Source organism: Alteromonas sp. OM2203 (assembly GCF_048517045.1).
GTDB lineage: Bacteria > Pseudomonadota > Gammaproteobacteria > Enterobacterales > Alteromonadaceae > Alteromonas > Alteromonas gracilis.
Window position 1 is genome coordinate 1857417 of the sequence record NZ_CP183209.1, and the last position, 21927, is coordinate 1879343.

A 21927-nucleotide genomic window follows, 5' to 3' on the forward strand; every position below is an offset into this window, starting at 1 on the left:
TACTGACCACTTAAAAATAATACTTACCAAGACACCCAAGATAAAAATGCAGCATTGAGTCTTAGCGAGGTGCTAAATCCACTTTATCTAGTACCCTTTGCCAATAAAACAAGACACCCATCTCATAAACCAAAGCCAATTGCTCATCACTTAGCGAAACGCAATGAAACGATATCGACTGTGTTGACTCAAAAATATTCTAGTTCCTGAAAAAGTTTTTCATTCGATAACGTTTAGCGCATCTTTTGGGCAGCGAGTCGGTTAGGTGCGCTTACATCTGAAGTCATTCTTTACTAAATACGGCTAATTTTATTATTGATACCTTTAGTCGAGAGCTATGGTTGGGTGTCTCGCCAAGAGTTTAAGGTCAATATGTGCGCTAGGAAGACCAATCTGTAGGTGACAAATGTTAATCAAATGTTATATTTGGGCGGCTGACTTTGACTTGGATTCTCAGATGAGTGTATTGAAAAAACTTTTAGTGTTAGTAGGCGTGTTAATTACACTGTTTGTAGCCACAAGTTTCTTTATTTCTAAAGATTACAGTGTCGAAAGAACGATTGTTATTAATGCAGAACCATCGGAAATTTATCCGTATGTTGTTGACTTAAAGGAATGGAGCAAGTGGGGAGTATGGTTCAAACGAGATCCAAATATGGAGCTCGAATTTTCTGGGCCCGATAGAGCTATAGGTATGCGATCTGAGTGGAAAAGTGAAACTGAGGGTAACGGTGAAATGGAAATTACCCAGTTAGAACATAACAGACGAGTTCTCTATCGTCTTTACTTTCCAGATTTTGATATGGGCTCTAATGGGGCGGTAGAAATAAAGCCTACTTCTAACGGTTCTATCGTTACTTGGCGTGATGAAGGCACAGTAGATAATAACCCTATTAATCGTTACCTCGCTCTGATGATGGATGGCATGATTGGTCCAGACTTCGAGATGGGGTTAGAGAACTTAAAAATCCTCGCTGAAAAGAGCTGAATAAACAGCTCAACCTGATCTCAAAAGAACGTCACCTAGTATTAGAGACAAAGAGTCAACGCTAACGAACTATGAATCAAAAAAAACGACTCATCTCAGGCTTATCGCTCAACAAATTAGCCGACCTTTTAATTTCCGCCAAAACAACGCTTACAGCACTTCTAGTGAGTGTAGGAGCTCCTGTATGGATGATTGGCTGGCTTGTTCCAATAAGGGAGTCTGGCGCACTTCTACCTCAAGTACTTATCAGTGTTTATCTTCGAAATCATGCGGAAAGACACAAGGTTTGGCGTCTAGGCATGTTCATCCAAGCATTCTCAGTAATTGGAATTATAGCGTCTGTAACTCTGTTTACTGGATTTACAGCTGGGGCGGGAGTGTTACTGTCTCTTGTTATTCTTAGTATTGGTCGTTCAGCGTGTTCTTTAACAGTCAAAGATATTGAGGCGGACGTTGCGAAAAAGGGCAAACGAGGTAATTTAATTGGCATCGCGTCGACAATTTCAGGGCTGGTAACGCTATGCATTGCTATCCCATTAGTTGTTTTTGAAGGTGCACTTTCTTCAAATATGCTTTTAGTAATTTTGTGTGCAAGTTTGCTTTCGTTTGGTGCTACTTTGATTTGCGTGTGGCCTATCAAAACACGTGTAGATGTCGGTGATAAGTCACGCGACACCTTTAGTGTTGATTTCGATTCTACCGTTTATAAATTTATATTTGTAAGAGGGTTGTTCGTCCATTCTGCATTAGTCGCCCCTTACTTCATGATTGAACGCGATGGAAATGTGCAGGAATTGTTGCCAATTTATATTGGCGCTGAAGCACTCGCAGCGCTGTTATCGTCCATAGTCTGGGGTAAAATTGCAGATAAGAGTGCAAGGCTCACACTTCAGCTTTCTGGAGTTCTCGCTTTATTTGCATGTGTAGGGCTTCTCACCCTAGATTCAACGTCTATTTTCATTTCGGCCCTTTTGTTTTTTGTGCTAGCAATAGCGCATGCGGGAGTTAGAACAGGAAGGAAAACATATAGCTTGGATGTGAAGGAGGGGCACGAAAGAACCGAGCTCGTTGGATTTTCTAACACGGCTATAGGACTCATTCTATTAGGTTTCGGCGCGCTTTACGCAGCTTTGACATCTATTCTATCTTTTACCGTCGTTTACATTATGTCGGTAATGCTTGTGCTAGCGATTTTAGCAACGGTCATACTACCTAATGAAAAGTAGCAGTCTAACCACCTAAGCACGAGGCTGCTGATTCTAGCTTTGCTATTCTCTTTCTGTTCGTACTTTTCTTGAAGAGCTCCATGGATTCACGGTCTCCCGCGGCAAAGGAGAACGTGTCTTCAAAGTTTGTGATCATTTGGAGCCATTTGGCTTGATTAATACCAAGCTTCGTTAACCTGTTATTGAGTTTTATTACCTTGGAATCTGAAGAGTTGTCAGTCATCATTTCTATTGAGGAATTTAGAAGCGCACAGTAATCTGTCAAGAAGTAATTAATGGCGCGACTTGGGTTCACGGTGGCGATAGTTTTAAACGGTATGAGCCCTTTTATACGTTTACTTTTAGCGATGTAGCGCAGCCTTCTGTTTATGCTAGTATGTAACGAATCGCGTAGATGAGTGGCTACTTTTGCTCGTACTGGATTCAAATCGACATAAGCCATGCACGACAATAACGCCTTTTCCGTCAACAGGGCTTGAGAACGAAATCGACCCTCCCAAAATCGGCCTGTACAGTCATCTTCTGCGTTGGCTTTCCTGGCAATATATTCATTAAGGTTCCTCATGAACCAACTAATATCGTGAAGTCTTCTCCTATAAATTTCAGCAGTATTTTGTATTGTTTTTAATTCACTCTCGCTTACCGATTCACCTCTTAAATACTTTCTGGTAAGCAGCGTTCCTTTATGCATTTTATGCCATTGCACTAGCACATTGTCTGTAGACCAGGAACAGGCAGCTTTTTTGTCAACGCATAGCACTATATGCACGTGGTTACTCATCACGGCATATGCACAGATGTCGATCGCGAATATGGTACCAAGAAACAAAAGTCTTTTTTCGACCCACGACTTTCTGTGTTCGTAGCTAACATCGTTTTTTGCGTCGTAGCCACAAAGATAGCTTCGACGGACGCACCGTGAGATGCAGTGATAATAGGGAGTGTCTTCAAGACTTATTAGAGATTTTCTACTTTGAGCCATTTTATCTTGTCAAAAAAGCTTACGGTCGCACGACCATATCAACATTTAGTGCATCTTGTGACCTGACTGAAAGCACTGTTTAGGAACAGGTTTAACGAGATAAACAACAATGAAGACACCCATTGTATTTTTAACTTCTGAGAGGTTTAGTACGAAGAAGCAAATATAAATATTTAAGGCGTTGATTGCAGGTAAGTTACGAAGGTAAGTTAGGAAGACATCCAACGCTAGAATGGTAATCCAAAAGATAAGTCACAAAGACACCCAGCGCTATATCGTCTCATTTCCTTTCAGACAAAAAGGTTGGTGTCTGATATGTAGTTATTTCCAAATCTATTTGTAGCAGAGATACATCTAGAAAAATTACGAAAGGATGTCTTTTAAACAGAGTAAATTTGTATTGGGTGTCTTCTTATCCTTATGCAGTATTTTTGAAGGTCGCGTTTATAAGCTGTTAGTCAAACGAGTTGCGTGTATTTTCATACACGCAGTCTCGAGTAATCATTTCGCAAGAAGGGCATTAGCAGCCTTTGAAATAGGCGCGCGTCCCAATGTGTCAGAGATATATGAAGATGCTCTAAGTAAGGCTTTCATATCAACTCCTGTAGAGACACCCATGCCATCAAGCATGTAAAGCACATCTTCAGTAGCCACATTACCGCTTGCTCCTTTAGCGTAAGGACAGCCGCCAAGGCCTGCAACCGCAGAGTCAATAGTTGATACGCCATACTCTAAAGCGGTATATAAATTGACGAGTGCCTGTCCGTATGTGTCGTGGAAATGTGCTGCTAGCTTATCGATGGTGACCTCTTCCAATACACTCTCTAGCAAGAGACGTGTTTTTAATGGTGTACCCACACCAATCGTGTCGCCTAAAGACACTTCATAGCATCCCATATCAATCAGAGATTTGCTTACTTCTGCCACCGCGCCGGGGGCAATTTCACCCTCGTAAGGGCAGCCCATCACACACGAAACATAGCCTCTAACTTTTATGTCGTTTTCTTTAGCCATGCTGAAAACAGCCTCGAAACGCTTCAAACTTTCGCTGATTGAACAGTTGATGTTTTTCTGTGAAAACGACTCAGATGCAGCGCCGAAGACTGCTACTTCCCTAACTCCTGCTTCAATTGCAGTTTCTAGTCCCTTGAGGTTCGGTGTGAGAGCCGAATATTGGACCCCTGGGTGAGCATCCAATGCCTTGAAAACTTCATCGGAGTTGGCCATTTGAGGCACCCATTTAGGTGATACAAAACTTCCGGCCTCTATGCGTTCTAAACCTGTAACTGAGAGCAACTCAATAAGTTTAACCTTTTGAGCGGCAGTTAATGCCAACTTTTCATTTTGTAAGCCATCACGTGGACCAACTTCAACAATGCTTACTTTTTTTGGAAACATGCCGTTAGCCCTCGTCAGCTTCTTTAGAAGAAAAAGCTAATAAGGTCGAACCTCCATCAACTAGTTCGCCTGGCTGAAAGAAGAATTCCTCAACTGAGCCGTCATAGGGGGCGGTAATACTATGCTCCATCTTCATCGCTTCCATTACCAAGATAGGTTGACCTTTAGCAACCGGCTGATTTTTCTCTACCAAATGAGCAACAATGGTTCCGTTCATTGGAGCGCTAAAGTTCGCATCAGCATCTGCGGAATTTTCGTCGCCCAGCGAAGGAGAGATAACGCTGAACTTGGCATGGGTGTCTTTGTTAAATAGAGTATATTGACCATCATTATCAGAAAATGAATATGTGGTTTTATAGCCATCAATGGTGGCATGTAGAACGCCACCAGCAATCGAACCCGTTGCATTATAAGTGTTTTCGCCTATGGTTAATCGGAAACCGCAGGATACTCCATCATTTTGGTGTTGAACTTCAACCAGGATTTCTTGCTGATCGCATAGTAACGTTAAGTATTCAAAATGCCGACTGTTCGATCTCCAAGCCCCTGGAGCTGACCATACAGGTGGAGTCTTCTCTAAACCCTTGGCATTTTTCTTTCTGTGCAATAATGCTAGTAACGCTATCGCAGGTGTATTTACGTGGGTGTCATTGCTTGCGCTGCTTGCGTCTGAATTAAACAAGGAATCATGATGCTTTTCTACAAATGTTGTTGTTAGTTCAGCTGAAACGAAAGCAGGATGACCAGCCACTCGCTTTAAAAAGTCGATGTTTGTGCTAACACCATCAATATAGTATTCGCCAAGCGCACTGATTAAACGCTTCAATGCGATTTCTCGATTCTCGCCCCATACAACAAGTTTCGCAATCATGGGGTCGTAGAAAACGCTAACTTCATCGCCTTCAACCACGCCGGTATCAACTCGGACAACATCGGTCTCTTTTGGCGTACGAAGTAATGCTAAGTTGCCTGTAGAAGGCAAGAACTCGTTTCCTGGATCTTCGGCATAAATACGGGCTTCGAATGCGTGTCCCGTTAATGTAAGCTCATTTTGTTTTTTGGGTAGCGGCTTACCCTCGGCTATGGTTAACTGCCAGTAAACCAAATCCTCGCGAGTGATCATCTCTGTAACAGGGTGCTCAACCTGCAAACGCGTGTTCATTTCCATAAAATAGAAAGATTCGTCTTCGTCCAATAAGAATTCGACGGTGCCAGCACCCACATAATTGATTGCTTGTGCAGCCAAAATAGCGGCCTCGCCCATTTTTTCTCTAATTGAGGGAGATATATTGGGAGCCGGCGCTTCTTCTATTATTTTTTGATGTCTTCGTTGAACCGAGCAGTCTCGCTCGAAGAGGTAAACGCCGTTACCATGGGTGTCACAGAAAACTTGGATTTCAACGTGGCGAGGACGAGTAAGGTACTTCTCAACCAACATATGGTCATCGCCAAAGCTAGCCATGGACTCACGTTTAGCTGCATTTAACGCTTGCGAGAATTCATTTGAATTCCAGACTTGTCGCATCCCCTTACCGCCGCCACCTGCAGCTGCTTTTAGTAATACGGGATAGCCCATGTCATCAGCCGCGCCTTTTAAGACAGCCTCGCTTTGCTCATCTCCATGATAGCCGGGCACTAAAGGAACGCCGGCTTGTTCCATGATGTGTTTCGCAGCCGATTTAGACCCCATTGCTTCGATAGCAGAAGCTGGTGGGCCTACAAAAATAATATCGTTTTTTGCACAAAGGTTCGCAAATTCTGCATTTTCAGAGAGGAAGCCATAGCCTGGATGAATAGCATCTACACCGAGTTCCTTCGCTTTTTCAACGATTAATTCGCCACGTAGATAACTTTCTTTCGACGGTGAGGGCCCCAGAAAAACAGCCTCATCGGCCATTTTTACGTGTTGCGCGTTTTTATCAGCTTCGGAATAAACGGCGACCGTTTTTATACCCTGAGCGTTGGCTGTCTTGATAACACGGCAAGCAATTTCACCGCGATTTGAGATTAATAGTTTATTTATCATTTTTCACCTCTACCCACGAAGCACTGCGTTTCTCTAAAAAGGCTGATAAACCCTCCTGACCTTCGTCAGACGTTCTCACTTCAGCAATAAGTTTGCTAGTTTCTGAAAGAAGCGAGTCGTTAATTTCTTGCGATGACACCCATTGAACTAGACTCTTAGCCTTCGCTACTGCTTGCGGGCCGTTCTTGAGAATGTTTGATAAAAGATTATCAATGGTACTGTCGAGTTCATCTTCAGTCACTGACTCACTAAGTAGACCCAGTCGTCGGGCGCGACGGGCAGAGAATACTTCTGCTGTCTGGAAATAACGTCGGCTAACGCGCGTTCCCATCGCCTCTACTACATAGGGACTTATGGTTGCCGGGATAAGGCCAATCTTAACTTCACTTAGACAAAATTTGCTGAGTTTGCTTCCAATGGCAATGTCACAACAGGCTATTAAGCCAACAGCACCACCGAAAGCGGCTCCCTGAACTCTGGCAATGGTTGGTTTTGGCATTTCGTAAAGTGTCTGCAGCATTACTGCTAGCGCTAAAGCATCACTTTCGTTTTGCTCTTTGGTAAAACTCGCCATTTTTTTCATCCAGTTCAGGTCTGCACCAGCGCTAAAGCTTTTTCCTTCAGCCCTTAGAATAAGTGCCCTTACTGTCGAATCTTCCGCTGCTTTTTTGAAAACACGAGTAAGCTCGCTGATCATTTCATCGTCAAAAGCATTGTGCTTTTCTGGTCTGTTTAATGTGACCGTGGCTACGTTTCTTTCATCTACGCTATAGATAACTGATTGTTCCATAATCGGTACTCCTACATTCTGAATATGCCAAATTGGGTGTCTTCAATAGGCTTGTTGAGAGACGCTGAAAGCGACAACCCAAGCACTAAACGCGTATCTGCAGGATCGATGACGCCATCGTCCCAAAGCCTTGCCGATGCGTAATAGGGGTGACCTTGCTTCTCGTAGGTATCGATTACAGGTTGTTTGAACGTTTTTTCTTCTTCATTGCTCCATGTTTCACCAGCGCGTTCTTTTTGGTCGCGTTTGACTTGAGCTAAAACGCCCGCCGCTTGCTCACCACCCATAACAGAGATACGAGCATTAGGCCACATGAATAAAAACCTCGGGTCGTAAGCCCTTCCACACATCCCGTAGTTCCCCGCACCAAAGCTACCGCCGATAAGGACAGTGAGTTTAGGCACGTTCGCACATGCTACTGCGGTAACCATTTTTGCACCGTGTTTCGCTATGCCACCGTGCTCATATTGCTTACCTACCATGAAGCCAGTTATGTTTTGCAAAAATACCAAAGGTATTTTGCGCTTGGCGCATAGTTCGACGAAGTGCGCGCCTTTAAGTGCACTTTCACCAAAAAGGATGCCGTTATTAGCCACGATGCCTATAGGAAAACCGAAGATACGTGCAAAGCCACAAACTAGCGTTGTGCCGTATAGAGATTTGAACTCATCAAAATCTGAGTCATCGACGATGCGAGCGATGATCTCACGTACATCATATGTTTGACGACTGTCAGCAGGCACGATGCCATAAATCTCTTTAGTGTCGTAACGAGGGGGCTTAACCTCTGCAATATCGGCGCATTCAGGCTTTTTCCGGTTAAGCCTAGAGACCGCATTTCGGGCCAATGAAAGGGCGTGATGATCATTATTGGCAAGGTGATCTGCAACACCAGAAATACGCGTGTGTACATCACCACCACCGAGTTCTTCAGCGGTAACTACTTCGCCGGTGGCAGCTTTCACCAGAGGCGGGCCTCCAAGGAAAATAGTCGCTTGCTCTTTCACGATGATACTTTCATCAGCCATCGCTGGAACATAAGCACCGCCAGCGGTACAAGAGCCCATGACGACCGCGATTTGAGGAATATTCTTCGCTGACATATTGGCTTGATTAAAGAATATTCGGCCAAAGTGCTCTCTATCTGGGAAAACCTCATCTTGACGTGGCAGATTGGCGCCCCCCGAGTCAACCAAATAGATGCATGGTAGATGGTTCTGTTCAGCGATGGTTTGCGCTCTAAGGTGTTTTTTAACCGTAAGAGGGTAGTAGGTTCCGCCTTTCACCGTGGCATCATTGGCAACGATCATACACTCTATACCAGCAACGATACCTATACCTGCAACAACGCCCGCACAGGGTACATAGTCATCATACACTTCCCATGCGGCAAGCTGGCCTATTTCTAAAAATGGGGTGTCGTCATCAATGAGTGCATTTATTCGGTCACGAGGTAATAACTTTCCTCGAGATACGTGCCGTTCGGCGGCTTTTTCGCCACCACCCTTGCAAATTTGTCCAATTTTTTCGAGGAGATCATTCACCTGTGCCTGCATATGCTCGGCGTTAGCGATAAATGTTTCAGATTTCGTATTTATACTTGAGCGAAGAACGGGCATAACCCCTCCTTGTGTTGGGCATCGGCGACGTTGCCGAGTAAACCATGGTTAGCATGACACCCATGCCAAGAGATGCTGTTGCGATGGGTGTCTTTGTAATTTCGTTTTTCTAATTGAGTAATGCTTTATGTTTGTTAACGCTTTAAAGCGTGGGTGTCTTGCTAGGTTGCTTTTAACGCATATTAAAAACAACCCAGCTATAAAACATAGGTCGACACCCTGTAATCCCTTCTATTTAGACTCGTTAAATAGTTCACGCCCTATAAGCATTCGGCGGATTTCCGAAGTACCCGCTCCAATTTCATATAGCTTTGCGTCTCGTAATAAACGCCCTGTGGGATATTCGTTGATGTAGCCGTTACCGCCAAGCAGCTGGATTGCGTCGAGTGCCATCTTGGTGGCAAGTTCTGCTGAATAAAGAATAGCGCCAGCCGCGTCTTTACGCGTTGTTTCACCGCGATCGCAGGATTGAGCAACCGTGTAGACATAAGCACGGGCCGCATTCATTTGCGTGTACATATCAGCAACTTTGCCTTGAACAAGCTGAAATTGGCCTATTGATTGCCCAAATTGCTGGCGGTCATGGATATAAGGAACAACGATGTCCATGCAAGACTGCATGATACCCAGTGGGCCACCGGATAAAACAAGTCGCTCGTAATCCAATCCACTCATCAATACGCGTACGCCTTCGCCTTCTTTACCAAGAATATTCTCTGCAGGCACCTCACAATCTTCAAAAACTAGTTCGCACGTATTTGAAGAACGCATACCGAGTTTGTCTAATTTTTGTGCGCGACTAAAGCCCGGGAAATCTCGCTCTACAAGAAACGCCGTGATGCCTCTCGGGCCAGCATTAGGGTCAGTTTTCGCATAAATAACAAAAGTGTGGGCGTCGGGACCATTCGTGATCCACATCTTATTGCCGTTTAGAATATATTTGTCACCGCGCTTTTCGGCTTTTAATTTCATGCTGACAACATCAGAGCCCGCATTTGGTTCACTCATTGCTAATGCACCAATATGCTCTCCGCTGACTAATTTAGGGAGATACTTTTCTCTTTGTGCATCGTTCCCGTTCTTGTAAATTTGATTTACGCAAAGGTTAGAGTGGGCACCATAACTAAGGCCAATACCACCAGACGCGCGACTAACTTCTTCCATAGCAATGGTATGTGCAAGGTATCCCATGTCAGAACCGCCGTATTGCTCTGAGACCGTCACACCTAAAAGACCCATGTCACCAAGCTTTTTCCACAATTGGTTTGGAAATTGATTGTCAGCATCAGCTTGTTCAGCAAGAGGTGCTATTTCGTTTTGAGCAAACTGATAGACCTGGTCGCGCAGCATTTCGATGTCTTCGCCAAGTCCAAAATTTAAAGTAGGGTAGGAGGTATTCATGCGATTTTTCCTCGTTTGAGTTCTGCGAGTTCTTCTCGGCAGCGGGCTTCGACGTCATCCAGCTCTGTCATCAACATCTGGATGTCTTCTAATTGTTGCTTTAGCACCGCTCTTTTCTGTTCAGTCATTTCAAGCATCGCTTCTAACTGAACAGCCGAATTTGGATTAGTGTCGTACATGTCGAACAGTGTTTTAACTTCCGCTAACGAAAAGCCTAGACGTTTACCGCGTAGAATAAGTTTTAATCTCACCCTGTCTTTATTGAGATAAACGCGATTCTGCCCCGTTCTTGAAGGCGACATCAGCCCTTGTTCCTCATAAAACCGGATAGAACGAGGAGTGATATCAAACTCTCGAGCGAGCTCACCTATTGCATACGTTTGTTCTTCGTCGTACTTGTTCATTACACGTACCTTGTGTTTAGCGCTGTTTAACACCCGTTATTTAACATGGGTGTCATTGTAATTACGTTCTGTACGTTGAGTGGGTGTCATCGCAATAGCATTGAGTGGGTGTCATCGCAATAGCACTATGGTTCTAGCGTATACACTTCTTCACAACGCTATAGTTAAAACGTAGTGTTTAGTTGACACATACTCAGTACAGGTTTACGTTAACGTTAATTACATTTTACGTTAAGGTAAAGTAACATTTTGCTAACGTCAATTTTTCATGGTGAAGGCAGGGCGTTGCAGCTGATTGTGGTGTTTACTTTTGTATACATCTGAAAGTCTTCCTTCACTTAACATTATGGATATTAATAATTAAAGGGCACGAGCATGAGTAACGAATCAGTAGTGATTGTCGCGGCTAAACGCACACCTATGGGTGGTTTTAATGGTAGTTTGTCTTCGTTGGCTGCGACCAAACTCGGAGAAGTTGCGATTAAAGCCGCATGTGAAGGGATGGATGTCTCTGCAATTGATGAAGTTATTATGGGATGCGTATTACCTGCGGGTCTTGGTCAATCACCAGCTCGTCAAGCATCATTGGGAGCCGGGCTTCCGCTTAGCGCTGGCGTAACAACCATAAATAAAGTGTGTGGTTCAGGTTTGAAAGCAGTAATGATGGCGCATGACCTAATCAAAGCGGGCAGCGCTACAGCGGTCGTAGCCGGTGGTATGGAAAGCATGAGCAATGCACCATACATGTTGCCTAAAGCAAGAACGGGATATCGAATGGGTCATGGTCAAGTGCTCGATCACATGATGCTTGACGGTCTTGAAAATGCCTATGACGGTAAAGCGATGGGATGTTTTGCACAGGATACCGCAGATGAAGAAAATATCTCTCGTGGGGAGATGGATGAGTTTGCACTAAGCTCACTCTCTAAAGCTCACGAAGCTATAAATAGCGGTACTTTTTCTGACGAAATTGTTCCAGTTACGGTCTCCTCACGCAAAGGTGATAGCGTTGTCGATACCGATGAAGGCCCAGGCTCGGCGCGCCCTGAAAAAATTCCTACGCTAAGACCAGCATTTAAAAAAGACGGAACGGTAACGGCTGCAAACTCTAGTTCAATATCTGATGGGGCTGCCGCTCTTGTTGTAATGAGTGAGAGTAAAGCGACAGAGTTAGGCTTAGCCCCGCTTGCGAGGGTCGTTGCACATGCAACACACAGCATTGAACCTGAAAACTTTACTGTTGCCCCTGTTGGAGCAATGGAAAAGGTACTAGATAAAGCGGGCTGGGAAAAAGAGGACGTTGATCTCTTTGAGATTAATGAAGCGTTTGCCATGGTCACTATGCTGGCGATCAAAAAGCTAGGCCTTGATGAAAGCAAGGTGAATGTAAAAGGCGGAGCATGTGCGTTAGGTCATCCTATTGGTGCATCAGGTGCGCGCATTCTTGTTACGCTTCTTCACGCTTTAAAGCAAAAAAATGCCAAAAAAGGTATCGCATCTCTATGCATTGGAGGAGGCGAGGGTGTTGCCCTTGCTGTTGAAATGCTGTAGCTCGACATTGGCTTACATGAAAATGATTTAATCGTAGAGTGCCGCTGTTTTTGCGGCACTCTGTGTTTTAATAAGAGAAAAAATATACACCATGAAGAATACAGCCAAAACGTTCAAGTATTGGGGGCTTCTAACAGCGCTTTGCCTTTTTCAAAAGTTTGCTACAGCTCTACCGCAGTTATCGCAGCATCAAGTTATTTTCACGCAATCTGACGCTAACGTTGTTAATCGCACAAACGCTTCTTTTTTTACCGTTTCACAAACACCATCAGCAATGTCGATTAACAATGACACCCATCGCACGGTTTCAAACCCATTATTCAGTCATGGCAGCAATGACGAATCCGCGATGCTTTCTAACGTTTCATATCAAACAAATGCAGGGACTGCTCCGCCAACAATTTCTAAAAAAGACACCCATGATAAAATTGACGGTAAAGAAGACACCCACGCAAAAAGCCTCAATGTTAATAGAGACAATAAAGAAGACACCCACACAAAAAGCCTCAATTTTAATAGCAATAAAGAAGACACCCACACAAAAAGCCTCAATTTTAATAGCGAAGAAAAAGAGGCCGTTCAGAACGAAAAGCTATCGCAAGTGCCCTATGCTGCGTTGGGTGTCTTGCCAATGCGAGAGCATGATGAGCAGTTTAGCTATGGCGCAGAAGCCTTGCAGCGTGTTTATGTTTGGCATGGGCGTGATGCGTTAGATACAAGCTTAAGTGGGAAGGCAATGGTGTTCGTGCATGGAGGCTGTTGGCTAAATGCTTATGGTTACGAACATGCGAAAGGTTTATACAGCGCGTTGGCGAATTTAGGGATGGGTGTCTATGCAATAGAATACCGGCGTGTAGGCGATGAAGGTGGTGGCTGGCCAGGAAGCCTAAACGATGTAGTTAGTGCAATAAATACTTCACTTGAGCGTATTACGCTACAAGGTGATTATTCAGAAACGTTTATAGCGGGCCATTCAGCGGGTGGCCATCTTGCCTTGCTCGCGACACAGCAAATGCCACAGCAGTTAGCACGCTATGGAGTGAAACAAGTCGTTGGCTTGGCGGCAATAACGGATGTCCGCTCATATGCCCATGGCACGAATAGCTGTCAAACTGCAACAGAGGCATTTATGAAAACTACGCCTACTGAAAATCCAGACGCGTATAACAACGCCTCGCCGAACGCAACGCTTATTCACACTCCGGTTGTATTGCTACAAGGTGATGCTGATAGCATTGTGCCAGTACAGCACGCTACAATGGCGGGGGCAGAAAAGCGCATAATAAATAATGGCGGCCATTTTGACTGGCTGCACCCTGAATCGACGTCTTTTGATGCTTTACTTGAGGTTATTAGTGAACATGATTAACAAGGTTTTTTCCGCAGAGCAGCTTGATAATAAAGATCCGCTAGCGCTAAAAGTGGAAGCATTTTCTCTGCCAGATGACACCATCTATCTTGATGGTAATTCGCTTGGTCCATTACCTAAGTCAGCCGAAGCGCGAGCAAGTGAAGTGGTGAAACAGCAGTGGGGGCAGGACCTTATTACAAGTTGGAACAAGCATCAGTGGATTTCTTTGCCGCAGCTTGTAGGTGATAAGATTGGTAATTTGATTGGTGCAAAGAACGGTCAGGTTATTTGCTGTGACTCAATTTCTATTAATTTATTTAAAGTACTGAGCGCTGCGCTAAAAATGCGCCCTGAGCGAAAAGTCATTGCCACTACACGGGATAATTTTCCAACTGATATTTATATGGTTCAAGGGTTACTCGAACTGTTAGGCGATGAATACAGCGTGCGCTATATCGATGAATCAAACATCGGCGCTCAGCTATCTGATGACATTGCAGTACTCATGCTCACCCAGGTAAATTTTAGAACTGGCCTTAAACTAGACATGCAAAGCATCACAGCGTTAGCACACGATAGAAACATTTTAACGCTATGGGATCTCGCCCATAGCGCTGGTGCGTTTCCAGTTTGTCTCGACGACTGTGACGTCGATTTTGCGGTAGGGTGCACCTACAAGTATCTGAACGGTGGTCCAGGCGCACCTGCATTTATTTACGTTGCCGAGCGCCACCAGTCACAGTACAAGCAGCCTTTGTCCGGTTGGATGGGACATAGCGCTCCTTTTTCATTTTCTCCAGACTACGCACCAGATAGCACGGTAAAGCAGAATTTGTGTGGAACGCCAGGTGTTATTGGGATGAGTATTTTAGATGCGGCGTTAGATGTGTTTGACGGCGTGTCGCTCAAGGCTATCGATGAAAAATCAAAGAAGCTTCAGGCTTTTTTCATTGCAGAGGCAAAAAGGGCTGGCGTTTTAGACTATTTCAGCCTGGTTAGCCCGCCGATTGATGTAAGAGGGAGTCAACTTGCCCTTGCTCATGACGAGGCATACGCGATTTGCCAAGCATGGATAGCGGAGGGCGTTATTGCCGATTTTAGAGCGCCTAATATCTTACGTATCGGGTTTGCTCCGCTTTACCTTAGCTTCACTAATGTAGAAAAAGCAGTACAAACGCTTAGCGACATCATGGTCGAAAAACGCTATGAAAATGCTACTTTCCAACAAAGACAGAGTGTAACCTGAGCGATTAAACAAGTTCGTCCGCTATTTAATTGCAATTTAAGCGATTACGCTTAATACTTCGCGGTTGTCATTGTTTTTAGTCAATATTTGGGTGTGTGGTTGAAAAAAATAGAAATGCGTCTTTGGGTCTATATTCTCTTCGTAGGAGCAAGCTTTTTTAGTGCGCTTCTATATGCTGCACCCGAAGATCAAATTTCATCCACGACTTCCGAAGAAGTTACCTACTGCATCGACCCAAACTGGGCACCTTATGAAGCAATAAGAAATGGAATTCATGTGGGTATTTCGGCACAGTATATGAATCTAATTGCCGATATTACTGGCTTGAAATTCACACTGGTTAAAACCGACAGTTGGCAGCAAAGCTTGGAGTATATTCAACGAGGGGAGTGTCAGCTTATTCCTATGCTGAATACTTCTGACTATCGAAAACAATTTTTAGATTTTAGTATTCCGTATTTTGAAGCACCCAATGTACTCGTGGCAAAGGCCGGAACGCCTATGCTTCAGGGGTATTCAGGTGTTGGAAATCGCACTGTTGGTATAGTTCAAGGTTACAGGCAGGTCGAATATATTTCTCGCCATTATCCCGGGCTACGTTTAAAGCTTATTCCGTCGGAAGAGGAAGGCTTAAAACAGCTCGAAAACGACGAATTTGATGTCATGGTTGGTTCATTAATGAGCGTTAATATGCACATTAATAATCTGAAACTAAAGGACTTAAATATCGTTGGTTATGCAGAGCCATTCGACTCTTTGGCCTTTGGTGTCAATAAATCCTACGGTCATTTGGTTGAAAAATTGAATTATGCTATCGAGCATATTCCCGAGTCGCGGAAAGTAGAAATATATAAACAATGGAACAATGTTCAAATTCGCTACAGCCGCAATTATTCAGTGATGATATTGACTACTGTTATTGTGCTAATAAGCTTGCTTTGGCTGATATCACGAAATCGCCATGTGGGTGGCTACAAACGTATAATAAGTCAGAAAAACGAAGAAATATCAGCACTACAGGCGACCTTACTGGAGAAAAACAGAACGTTGGGCTTTCTTACCGCTCACGACACGGTCACCGGGTTGTATAACCGTAACCACATGATTCAACGTGCGGAGGAAGAAATTTCTCGGTTCAACCGTTTCCACACCACTGCTTCACTCATCATTCTAGAGTTAACGCCATCCCAAGATGGTGATCTTCCCCTCGACGCATCGATGCGAGAAGATACGCTGAAAGTAGTCGCTACTCACTGTTTGAATACAGTAAGGGAAGTGGACGTAGTATCTCGTTTTAACGGGGAACAATTTATCATCCTTTGCCCGCAAACCGAGCTAGACTCAGCGAAAATTCTTGCAGATAGGTTGCTTGTATGTCTTATGGGACACTATCTGCTAAGTGAAAACTTTAACGTAGCCATTGGTATGTCACAGCTTAAAGAGTCTGAGGAATTTCCCGAATGGATGGAACGCACTGTTAAAGCGCTTTACCAATCAAAACGGCAGGGTTTTGGAAGCGTAAGTGTAGCGCAATAAAACTATTTGCTCGCTGAATGACTTATCGCAGACATTTAACGCGAGCTGTTAGCAATACTGCGCTCAGTAGTTGTTTAATTACATTTAACCGCACGCTTTACAGTCAATGATAACCATGGGCTGCCAAGCGTATTAATCGCGTTAGGCAGCACGCCAGATTAGATAATAGGTTCATAGTGCCATTGATGAGCGTCGTAGTGGATTTGTGCGCGATCATACTCTCGCTCAGACCGCCAGTTTCTATTGTTTAGCTTAGCTGACACGCCTGGATATAAACGTTTGTTGGCGATAAGCTTTATATCAGACTGATAGGTTTCTTTTGCCGTTTTGACCTCGTTGGCTTTATTCTCTAACCACTCAAGCAATGCACTCTCGTTATTAAACAGCTCGATTGCTTCAGCGGCTTTACGCTGAAGTTCTTTGGGGATTTTTTTACTCTGGATAAGGGTTATTTTTTCTTTATGCTTCAAGTTGTTTTCACGAATCTGACGCAGCAGTTCATCTAACGAGTCTTTTCGTTCTAGTAACTGGTTAAAACCAGGGCTAAAGTCTACTTTTAACGTACTGCCAGACACAGCGCCAAGTGTACCCGCTTCAACCCTGCTTTGACTTATAATGTCGCAAGCAAAAAGGTTGCCCATAGGTTTGTCGATTTGCCCAACAATAACGGCTCCGCCGCAGCGAAGACGACTGTACGCAAGCTGCCTACCTACTGTTATGTTCCCACTACACTGAACATCAATACCTTGACCGTGCTGTACGTGAATACTGCCGGCTGCAACTAATTTGCATTGATATTCACCCTGGGTATCGTTAACTTTGCCCATAGCGCCTTCGGTAATGATAATGTCGCCACCAGCTTCAATATGCGCTGACTCAACAAAACCATTTATGGTTACGTCACCTGCCGCTTTAATCTGCATTTTTTCAGTGACATCGCCGTTCACTAATACTGCGCCTTCGTAATTAACGTGGCCAGTACCTACATTCACGCCATTACAGATAAAGGTGTCATCGATGTTCATTATCTGATCGCGATACTTAGGCATACCAGAAATAGATGACATAAGAAGGTTGGCGTCGCTGTCTGAAACTACAGTGCCGCTTCCCATTTTAAAGTCAACCCACTCGCCAGATACGGCGGGGAGCTTATTGCCCCTTACGTCAAAACCTGAGCGACCTTTCGTGGGTTCAGTACGCCTCAAAACAGGCGTATTAACTTTTACACAAATAACTTCACCCAAGTTACGCATGTCAACGCGCTCGCCATCATTGGTTTGAGGTTTGAGTACACGCTCTAATGCATTAGGAACCAGTGGAATAAATTTGGAGTTTTTACCATTACGCGCGGGAAGGCCCTTCGCCACGGTTTCTTCAAGCACAGTACCAGGCTGAGATTGCTTAGCAGCACTAAGCATAGCGGTTATGGTTTTTGTACTTAAGCCGCGAACAACTCTGTTTTTAACGGCTAAAGATTTAACTGTGCTTAGTGACGGAAGTTTACCGCCGTAAGGCGTAGTGAGGATAAGGTTAGCCCTCATGCCATCTTCTGGCACTCTGAACTCTATCTCTGCGTTTTTGCGCTCACCAATTCGCTCTTGAACGATAGTGCCATCACCGGTTTTAAAATAGTGATTTGCAGTGTCACAGGCTGTTTTTAACGCTTTTTCTGAAACATAAAGTCGTTTTGTTTCGCCGGTATCTAGCAGCTGTCTTATTTCTCTTATGTCCACTTCTGACGTAAATTCAGAAGGGTTAAGCATCAGGTTAATATAGGTTCTAGATTTATCGAAACTTATTGTTACGCCGTTCATGACATCGTTATTCCCTTGCGCACGTGAATTATTGTTATCGGCAGCATAAACGCATTCCTTGACCTTGTTCACAGGTTGCCGTTCTTCTCTGAGTCTCTCTAATTTATGATGTTCTAAAACCTCCGTCAAAGGTTTTCGGCATATTGGTAAAGCGCACGCAAAATGGCTTGTTTATCTGGGTTGTCGCTGTGCTCCTGAGCGAGTGACTCAAGTTTCATCATGTAAGATTCTAAAGTTATTGAGCCATGAAACGCAGGATCAGTAAGACGTGCTTGACGGTGGTATTGCCATTTTGTCATCTCATCGGCTGTCAAAGTATTTGGATAGTTTCGCGCTCGATAGCGAAACAACAGCTTCTTCAATCCCTGATGTTGCGTTTTGTCACTGAACGTCGCCAACTCTTCTGGCTCAGCGTCAATAACGCTCTCACACCAGCGGCGCTCCTCGTCGTTTAAAAAGCCGCCGCTGTATAACGCATGGTCAATATCTTGTTCGCTCTCGTGTTGCTCACTTTCGTATAAGGCTACAAGTTTGCTAGCTAATTCTGGTGTAGTGGCTAATTTTTTATAGTTCTCTAGGCAACGCTCTCTGTTCAACCCTAGTCGTTCTGCATTGTCTTCTGTCATCGCTTTTGCAGTCGTAATGAAAGGAGAGCGGTTTACGTGAATGAGTTTAACGCCCGGACGCTCTCGCGGGTCGTCAAACGTATCTGAAGGTGCATAGAGCGCTTGTTTAATCTCATCTGGCGAATCGTTGATTAAGCTTTCGATATCATGGGATAAATCAACAACTATAAATGCGTTTGAATTTGTAGGGTGTTTAGCAATGGGCATCACCCAAGTACAACAACCTTGAGAAGCGGGTAGTTTTGAAGAGATGTGCAATAAGACGGAAGGTTTGCTCAAATCAATTTGCTGCATAACCGTATGCTTGTTGCGTAACGACAACGCATAGTCAAATAAACGTGGCTGCTTTTCTTTTATAAGCTTAGCCAGCGATATTGTGGCATATACATCGTTTAACGCATCGTGAGCGTTGTCGTGTCCAATATTATTTGCAGCGGTTAGGGCTTCAAGTTTAAAGCTCGGTGCTCCATCTTCTCGCAATGGCCAGTTTATTCCCTCTGGCCGTAATGCATAACAAGCTCTCGCTACGTCAATAATATCCCAGCGGCTATTGCCGTTTCGCCATTCTCGTGAATACGGGTCGTAGAAGTTTCTATAAAACAAATAGCGCGACACTTCATCATCGAAACGAATACTGTTGAAACCGACGCAACAAGTATTGGGTGTAGACATCTCTTGATAAATCTTTGCAGCGAAATCCGCCTCATTTGAGCCGTCTCTTATTGTCTGTTGAGGGGTTATTCCCGTCACTAAACACGCTTCTGGATGAGGCAAGTAATCGTTGGCGATAGCGCTTATAATATTGATGGGCTTGCCTATAACGTTTAGATCCATATCCGTTCTAACCGCGGCGAATTGGCAAGGGAGATCTTTTTGTGGGCTCGTGCCAAAGGTTTCAAAGTCGTGCCACAAAAATGTAGGTGTATGCATAACCACCAGTGTGTTTTAAGTGAAATATTGAAGGCAGTGTACACTGCGTAAAATACAATACCAAATGCTGACGATTATATAGCCAATTCTTTTAAAGATAAGTGGTGTTAAAGAATATCAAACACACTTGTCACGCACGTTTATCTTCTCGACAGCGCTGTAAAAATTATATACGCACTCACCTTAACCATTATCTTTAACCATGAAGCGGCCTAGCTTGTCTCCTATTATTGTGCCATGTTATTACATCACTATTTTCAAAGCATTATTATCATAAATGCTAGGTTACCTATGCGGATTGGTATTGAAGGTAATAAATTCAGAAACCTTTTTTGGGAGTACACACGTTGAATAAAACTCATTGTTTCGTGCCAGTTAAAAGACTTTGCAAAACCGTTTTGGCCGCAGGCGCAGTAGCCATGACGACGGTTGCGTTGAGTGGGAATGCTTTCGCTGAAAAGGGAGGCCAACGGTCGTCCAAGGTTGCAATTGCTATACACGGTGGTGCCGGCACTATCTTGAAATCGTCGATGACGACGGAAAAAGAGGCGGCGTACAAAGAGATATTGTCTAAAGCGGTAAAGCATGGGTATACGCTTTTGCAACAGGGTGAAAAAGGTGAGGTTGCCGTGGTGGAAACCATCAAAATACTCGAAAGTTCACCCTTATTCAATGCGGGCATTGGGGCGGTGTATACCTTTGACGGTGAACACGAGCTTGACGCCTCGATCATGCATGGCGGAAGCAAAAATGCAGGTGCGGTGGCGGGGGTTAAAACCATTCGAAGCCCCATTGAAGCTGCGTTACTGGTAATGAACGAGTCACCCCATGTAATGCTATCTGGGAAAGGGGCTGAAGAATACGCAAAAGAAAATGGTCTTGAGCAAGTCGACAATTCTATTTTTGATACAGAGTTTCGCAAAGAAGCGCTTGATAGAGTGAAGGCGCGAATGGAGCAAGCCTCTAATGGTTATGGCTCACAACAAGGTAACGAACGCTTTGGAACGGTTGGCGCTGTTGTATTGGACAGTGACGGCAACATTGTCGCTGGAACCTCTACCGGCGGAATGACGGCAAAGCGCTATGGAAGAATAGGGGACTCACCGATAATTGGCGCAGGCACCTACGCTGATAACGAGAGCTGCGCTGTCTCTGCCACTGGGCATGGGGAGTATTTTATTCGTTATCATGTGGCAGCTGATATTTGTGCTCGCATGAAATATCAAGAAATAACGCTAGAGCAGGCGGCCAACACGGTTGTACATGATGTGTTAGTTGAAGCCGGTGGCGACGGTGGGGTTATTGCTATTGATGGCAAAGGTAATATTGCTATGCCATTTAACTCAGCAGGTATGTACCGCGCTAGCATAGATACCGAGGGAAACACAACCGTGTCTATCTATAAAGACTAGTTGTTATTTTAATGTTAAATGTGCTGGCTTGTCGCTCAGTAAAGGACTAGTCTTAAAGTGTGGGGGAAATTGCTTTCACGTATACTTAAAATAATTAAAGTGCCGTATCGCCAATAGTTAGCAGTATCGGTCACAGCAGGCGCCGCGGCTGGAGAATGAAGATGGAATCGTTGCAAGTCAGTGATTATATGAACACTCACCCAGTAAAGCTCAACGTTGATATGCCTGTCGCGCAGGCCGTTGAAGCTTTACTAGCCAGCGGTCAGAGTGGTGGCCCGGTAATTGATAACAAAGGTAAAGTCGTTGGTTTCCTGTCTGAGCAAGATTGCATTGCTCAAATGATTGCATCGAGTTATTACCGCGAACAAATTTGTAGGGTGGGGGAAATCATGAAAACTCCCGTGGTTTCTGTAAAGCCTTACATGTCGGTAATTGAACTAGCGCAGTTGTTGTTAAAAGAAAAGCCCCGGGTTTACCCTGTAGTTGATGACGATGGCGTACTTTTAGGCTGTATAAACCGAACGGCGGTGCTGCGAGCTATAGACGTTCAGCTAAACGACGGGTATCGTCGCGCAGGCTGATAAGGGATGTCAAAATGTAGACAAGGAAGAGGGTACTCGTTCTTGT

General features: G+C 44.4%; 17 protein-coding genes. 8 read left to right on the forward strand and 9 right to left on the reverse strand.

What is annotated here, in order from left to right:
* Positions 1-457 precede the first annotated feature (457 nt).
* Entirely contained in the window at positions 458-988 is a 531-nt protein-coding gene (locus ACM0P2_RS08330) for an SRPBCC family protein (protein WP_159117317.1), read from the forward strand.
* Between the two features lie 71 nt (positions 989-1059).
* Positions 1060-2214, forward strand: coding sequence for an MFS transporter (locus tag ACM0P2_RS08335; protein ID WP_159117318.1), 1155 nt, complete (start codon positions 1060-1062; stop codon positions 2212-2214).
* Between the two features lie 4 nt (positions 2215-2218).
* On the opposite strand, the gene ACM0P2_RS08340 is transcribed toward ACM0P2_RS08335, so the two are convergent.
* The 7 genes from ACM0P2_RS08340 to ACM0P2_RS08370 all read right to left on the reverse strand — a co-directional run bounded on the left by ACM0P2_RS08340 (position 2219) and on the right by ACM0P2_RS08370 (position 10834).
* Positions 2219-3196 carry a transposase gene (locus ACM0P2_RS08340; protein WP_159117319.1) on the reverse strand — a complete coding sequence of 326 codons (978 nt, stop codon included), beginning with the start codon at positions 3194-3196 and terminating at the stop codon, positions 2219-2221.
* A gap of 501 nt (positions 3197-3697) precedes the next feature.
* Positions 3698-4594, reverse strand: coding sequence for a hydroxymethylglutaryl-CoA lyase (locus ACM0P2_RS08345; protein ID WP_159117320.1), 897 nt, complete (start codon positions 4592-4594; stop codon positions 3698-3700).
* 4 nt (positions 4595-4598) lie between these two features.
* Positions 4599-6620, reverse strand: coding sequence for an acetyl/propionyl/methylcrotonyl-CoA carboxylase subunit alpha (locus ACM0P2_RS08350; RefSeq protein WP_419227565.1), 2022 nt, complete (start codon positions 6618-6620; stop codon positions 4599-4601).
* Positions 6610-7410, reverse strand: coding sequence for an enoyl-CoA hydratase/isomerase family protein (locus ACM0P2_RS08355; RefSeq protein WP_419227566.1), 801 nt, complete (start codon positions 7408-7410; stop codon positions 6610-6612). Before ACM0P2_RS08355 ends, ACM0P2_RS08350 begins: the two co-directional genes overlap by 11 nt.
* An 11-nt stretch (positions 7411-7421) precedes the next feature.
* Complete coding sequence (locus tag ACM0P2_RS08360; protein WP_173358776.1) at positions 7422-9029, reverse strand: carboxyl transferase domain-containing protein; 1608 nt, start codon at positions 9027-9029, stop codon at positions 7422-7424.
* 231 nt (positions 9030-9260) lie between these two features.
* Positions 9261-10430 carry an isovaleryl-CoA dehydrogenase gene (locus ACM0P2_RS08365; RefSeq protein ID WP_120959748.1) on the reverse strand — a complete coding sequence of 390 codons (1170 nt, stop codon included), beginning with the start codon at positions 10428-10430 and terminating at the stop codon, positions 9261-9263.
* Entirely contained in the window at positions 10427-10834 is a 408-nt protein-coding gene (locus ACM0P2_RS08370) for a MerR family transcriptional regulator (protein ID WP_105931008.1), read from the reverse strand. Before ACM0P2_RS08370 ends, ACM0P2_RS08365 begins: the two co-directional genes overlap by 4 nt.
* Positions 10835-11209: 375 nt before the next feature.
* On the opposite strand from ACM0P2_RS08370, the gene ACM0P2_RS08375 reads away from it, so the two are divergent.
* From ACM0P2_RS08375 to ACM0P2_RS08390, 4 genes are all read left to right on the forward strand, one after another.
* Positions 11210-12385 carry a thiolase family protein gene (locus tag ACM0P2_RS08375; protein WP_159117324.1) on the forward strand — a complete coding sequence of 392 codons (1176 nt, stop codon included), beginning with the start codon at positions 11210-11212 and terminating at the stop codon, positions 12383-12385.
* A gap of 91 nt (positions 12386-12476) precedes the next feature.
* Positions 12477-13754 carry an alpha/beta hydrolase family protein gene (locus ACM0P2_RS08380; protein WP_419227567.1) on the forward strand — a complete coding sequence of 426 codons (1278 nt, stop codon included), beginning with the start codon at positions 12477-12479 and terminating at the stop codon, positions 13752-13754.
* Positions 13747-14982 carry a kynureninase gene (gene kynU / locus ACM0P2_RS08385; RefSeq protein ID WP_159117325.1) on the forward strand — a complete coding sequence of 412 codons (1236 nt, stop codon included), beginning with the start codon at positions 13747-13749 and terminating at the stop codon, positions 14980-14982. The genes ACM0P2_RS08380 and kynU overlap by 8 nt, the downstream gene beginning before the upstream one ends.
* A 99-nt stretch (positions 14983-15081) precedes the next feature.
* Positions 15082-16518 carry a diguanylate cyclase gene (locus ACM0P2_RS08390; protein ID WP_419227568.1) on the forward strand — a complete coding sequence of 479 codons (1437 nt, stop codon included), beginning with the start codon at positions 15082-15084 and terminating at the stop codon, positions 16516-16518.
* Positions 16519-16676: 158 nt separating this feature from the next.
* Here ACM0P2_RS08390 and ACM0P2_RS08395 read toward each other — a convergent pair whose 3' ends face one another.
* Both ACM0P2_RS08395 and sbcB read right to left on the reverse strand, forming a co-directional pair.
* On the reverse strand, positions 16677-18332 hold the full coding sequence (locus ACM0P2_RS08395; protein ID WP_159117343.1) for a DUF342 domain-containing protein: 1656 nt from the start codon (positions 18330-18332) through the stop codon (positions 16677-16679).
* Between the two features lie 125 nt (positions 18333-18457).
* The gene (gene sbcB / locus ACM0P2_RS08400) at positions 18458-19888 is read right to left on the reverse strand and encodes an exodeoxyribonuclease I (protein WP_159117326.1); all 1431 of its coding nucleotides are present in this window, start codon (positions 19886-19888) and stop codon (positions 18458-18460) included.
* A gap of 419 nt (positions 19889-20307) precedes the next feature.
* Here sbcB and ACM0P2_RS08405 point away from each other — a divergent pair, with 419 nt between their 5' ends.
* Together ACM0P2_RS08405 and ACM0P2_RS08410 are read left to right on the forward strand one after the other, a co-directional pair.
* Positions 20308-21300 carry an isoaspartyl peptidase/L-asparaginase family protein gene (locus ACM0P2_RS08405; protein WP_419227569.1) on the forward strand — a complete coding sequence of 331 codons (993 nt, stop codon included), beginning with the start codon at positions 20308-20310 and terminating at the stop codon, positions 21298-21300.
* 161 nt (positions 21301-21461) lie between these two features.
* Positions 21462-21881: a CBS domain-containing protein gene (locus tag ACM0P2_RS08410; RefSeq protein ID WP_120959734.1), complete on the forward strand. Its 420-nt coding sequence runs from the start codon at positions 21462-21464 to the stop codon at positions 21879-21881.
* Positions 21882-21927 lie beyond the last annotated feature (46 nt).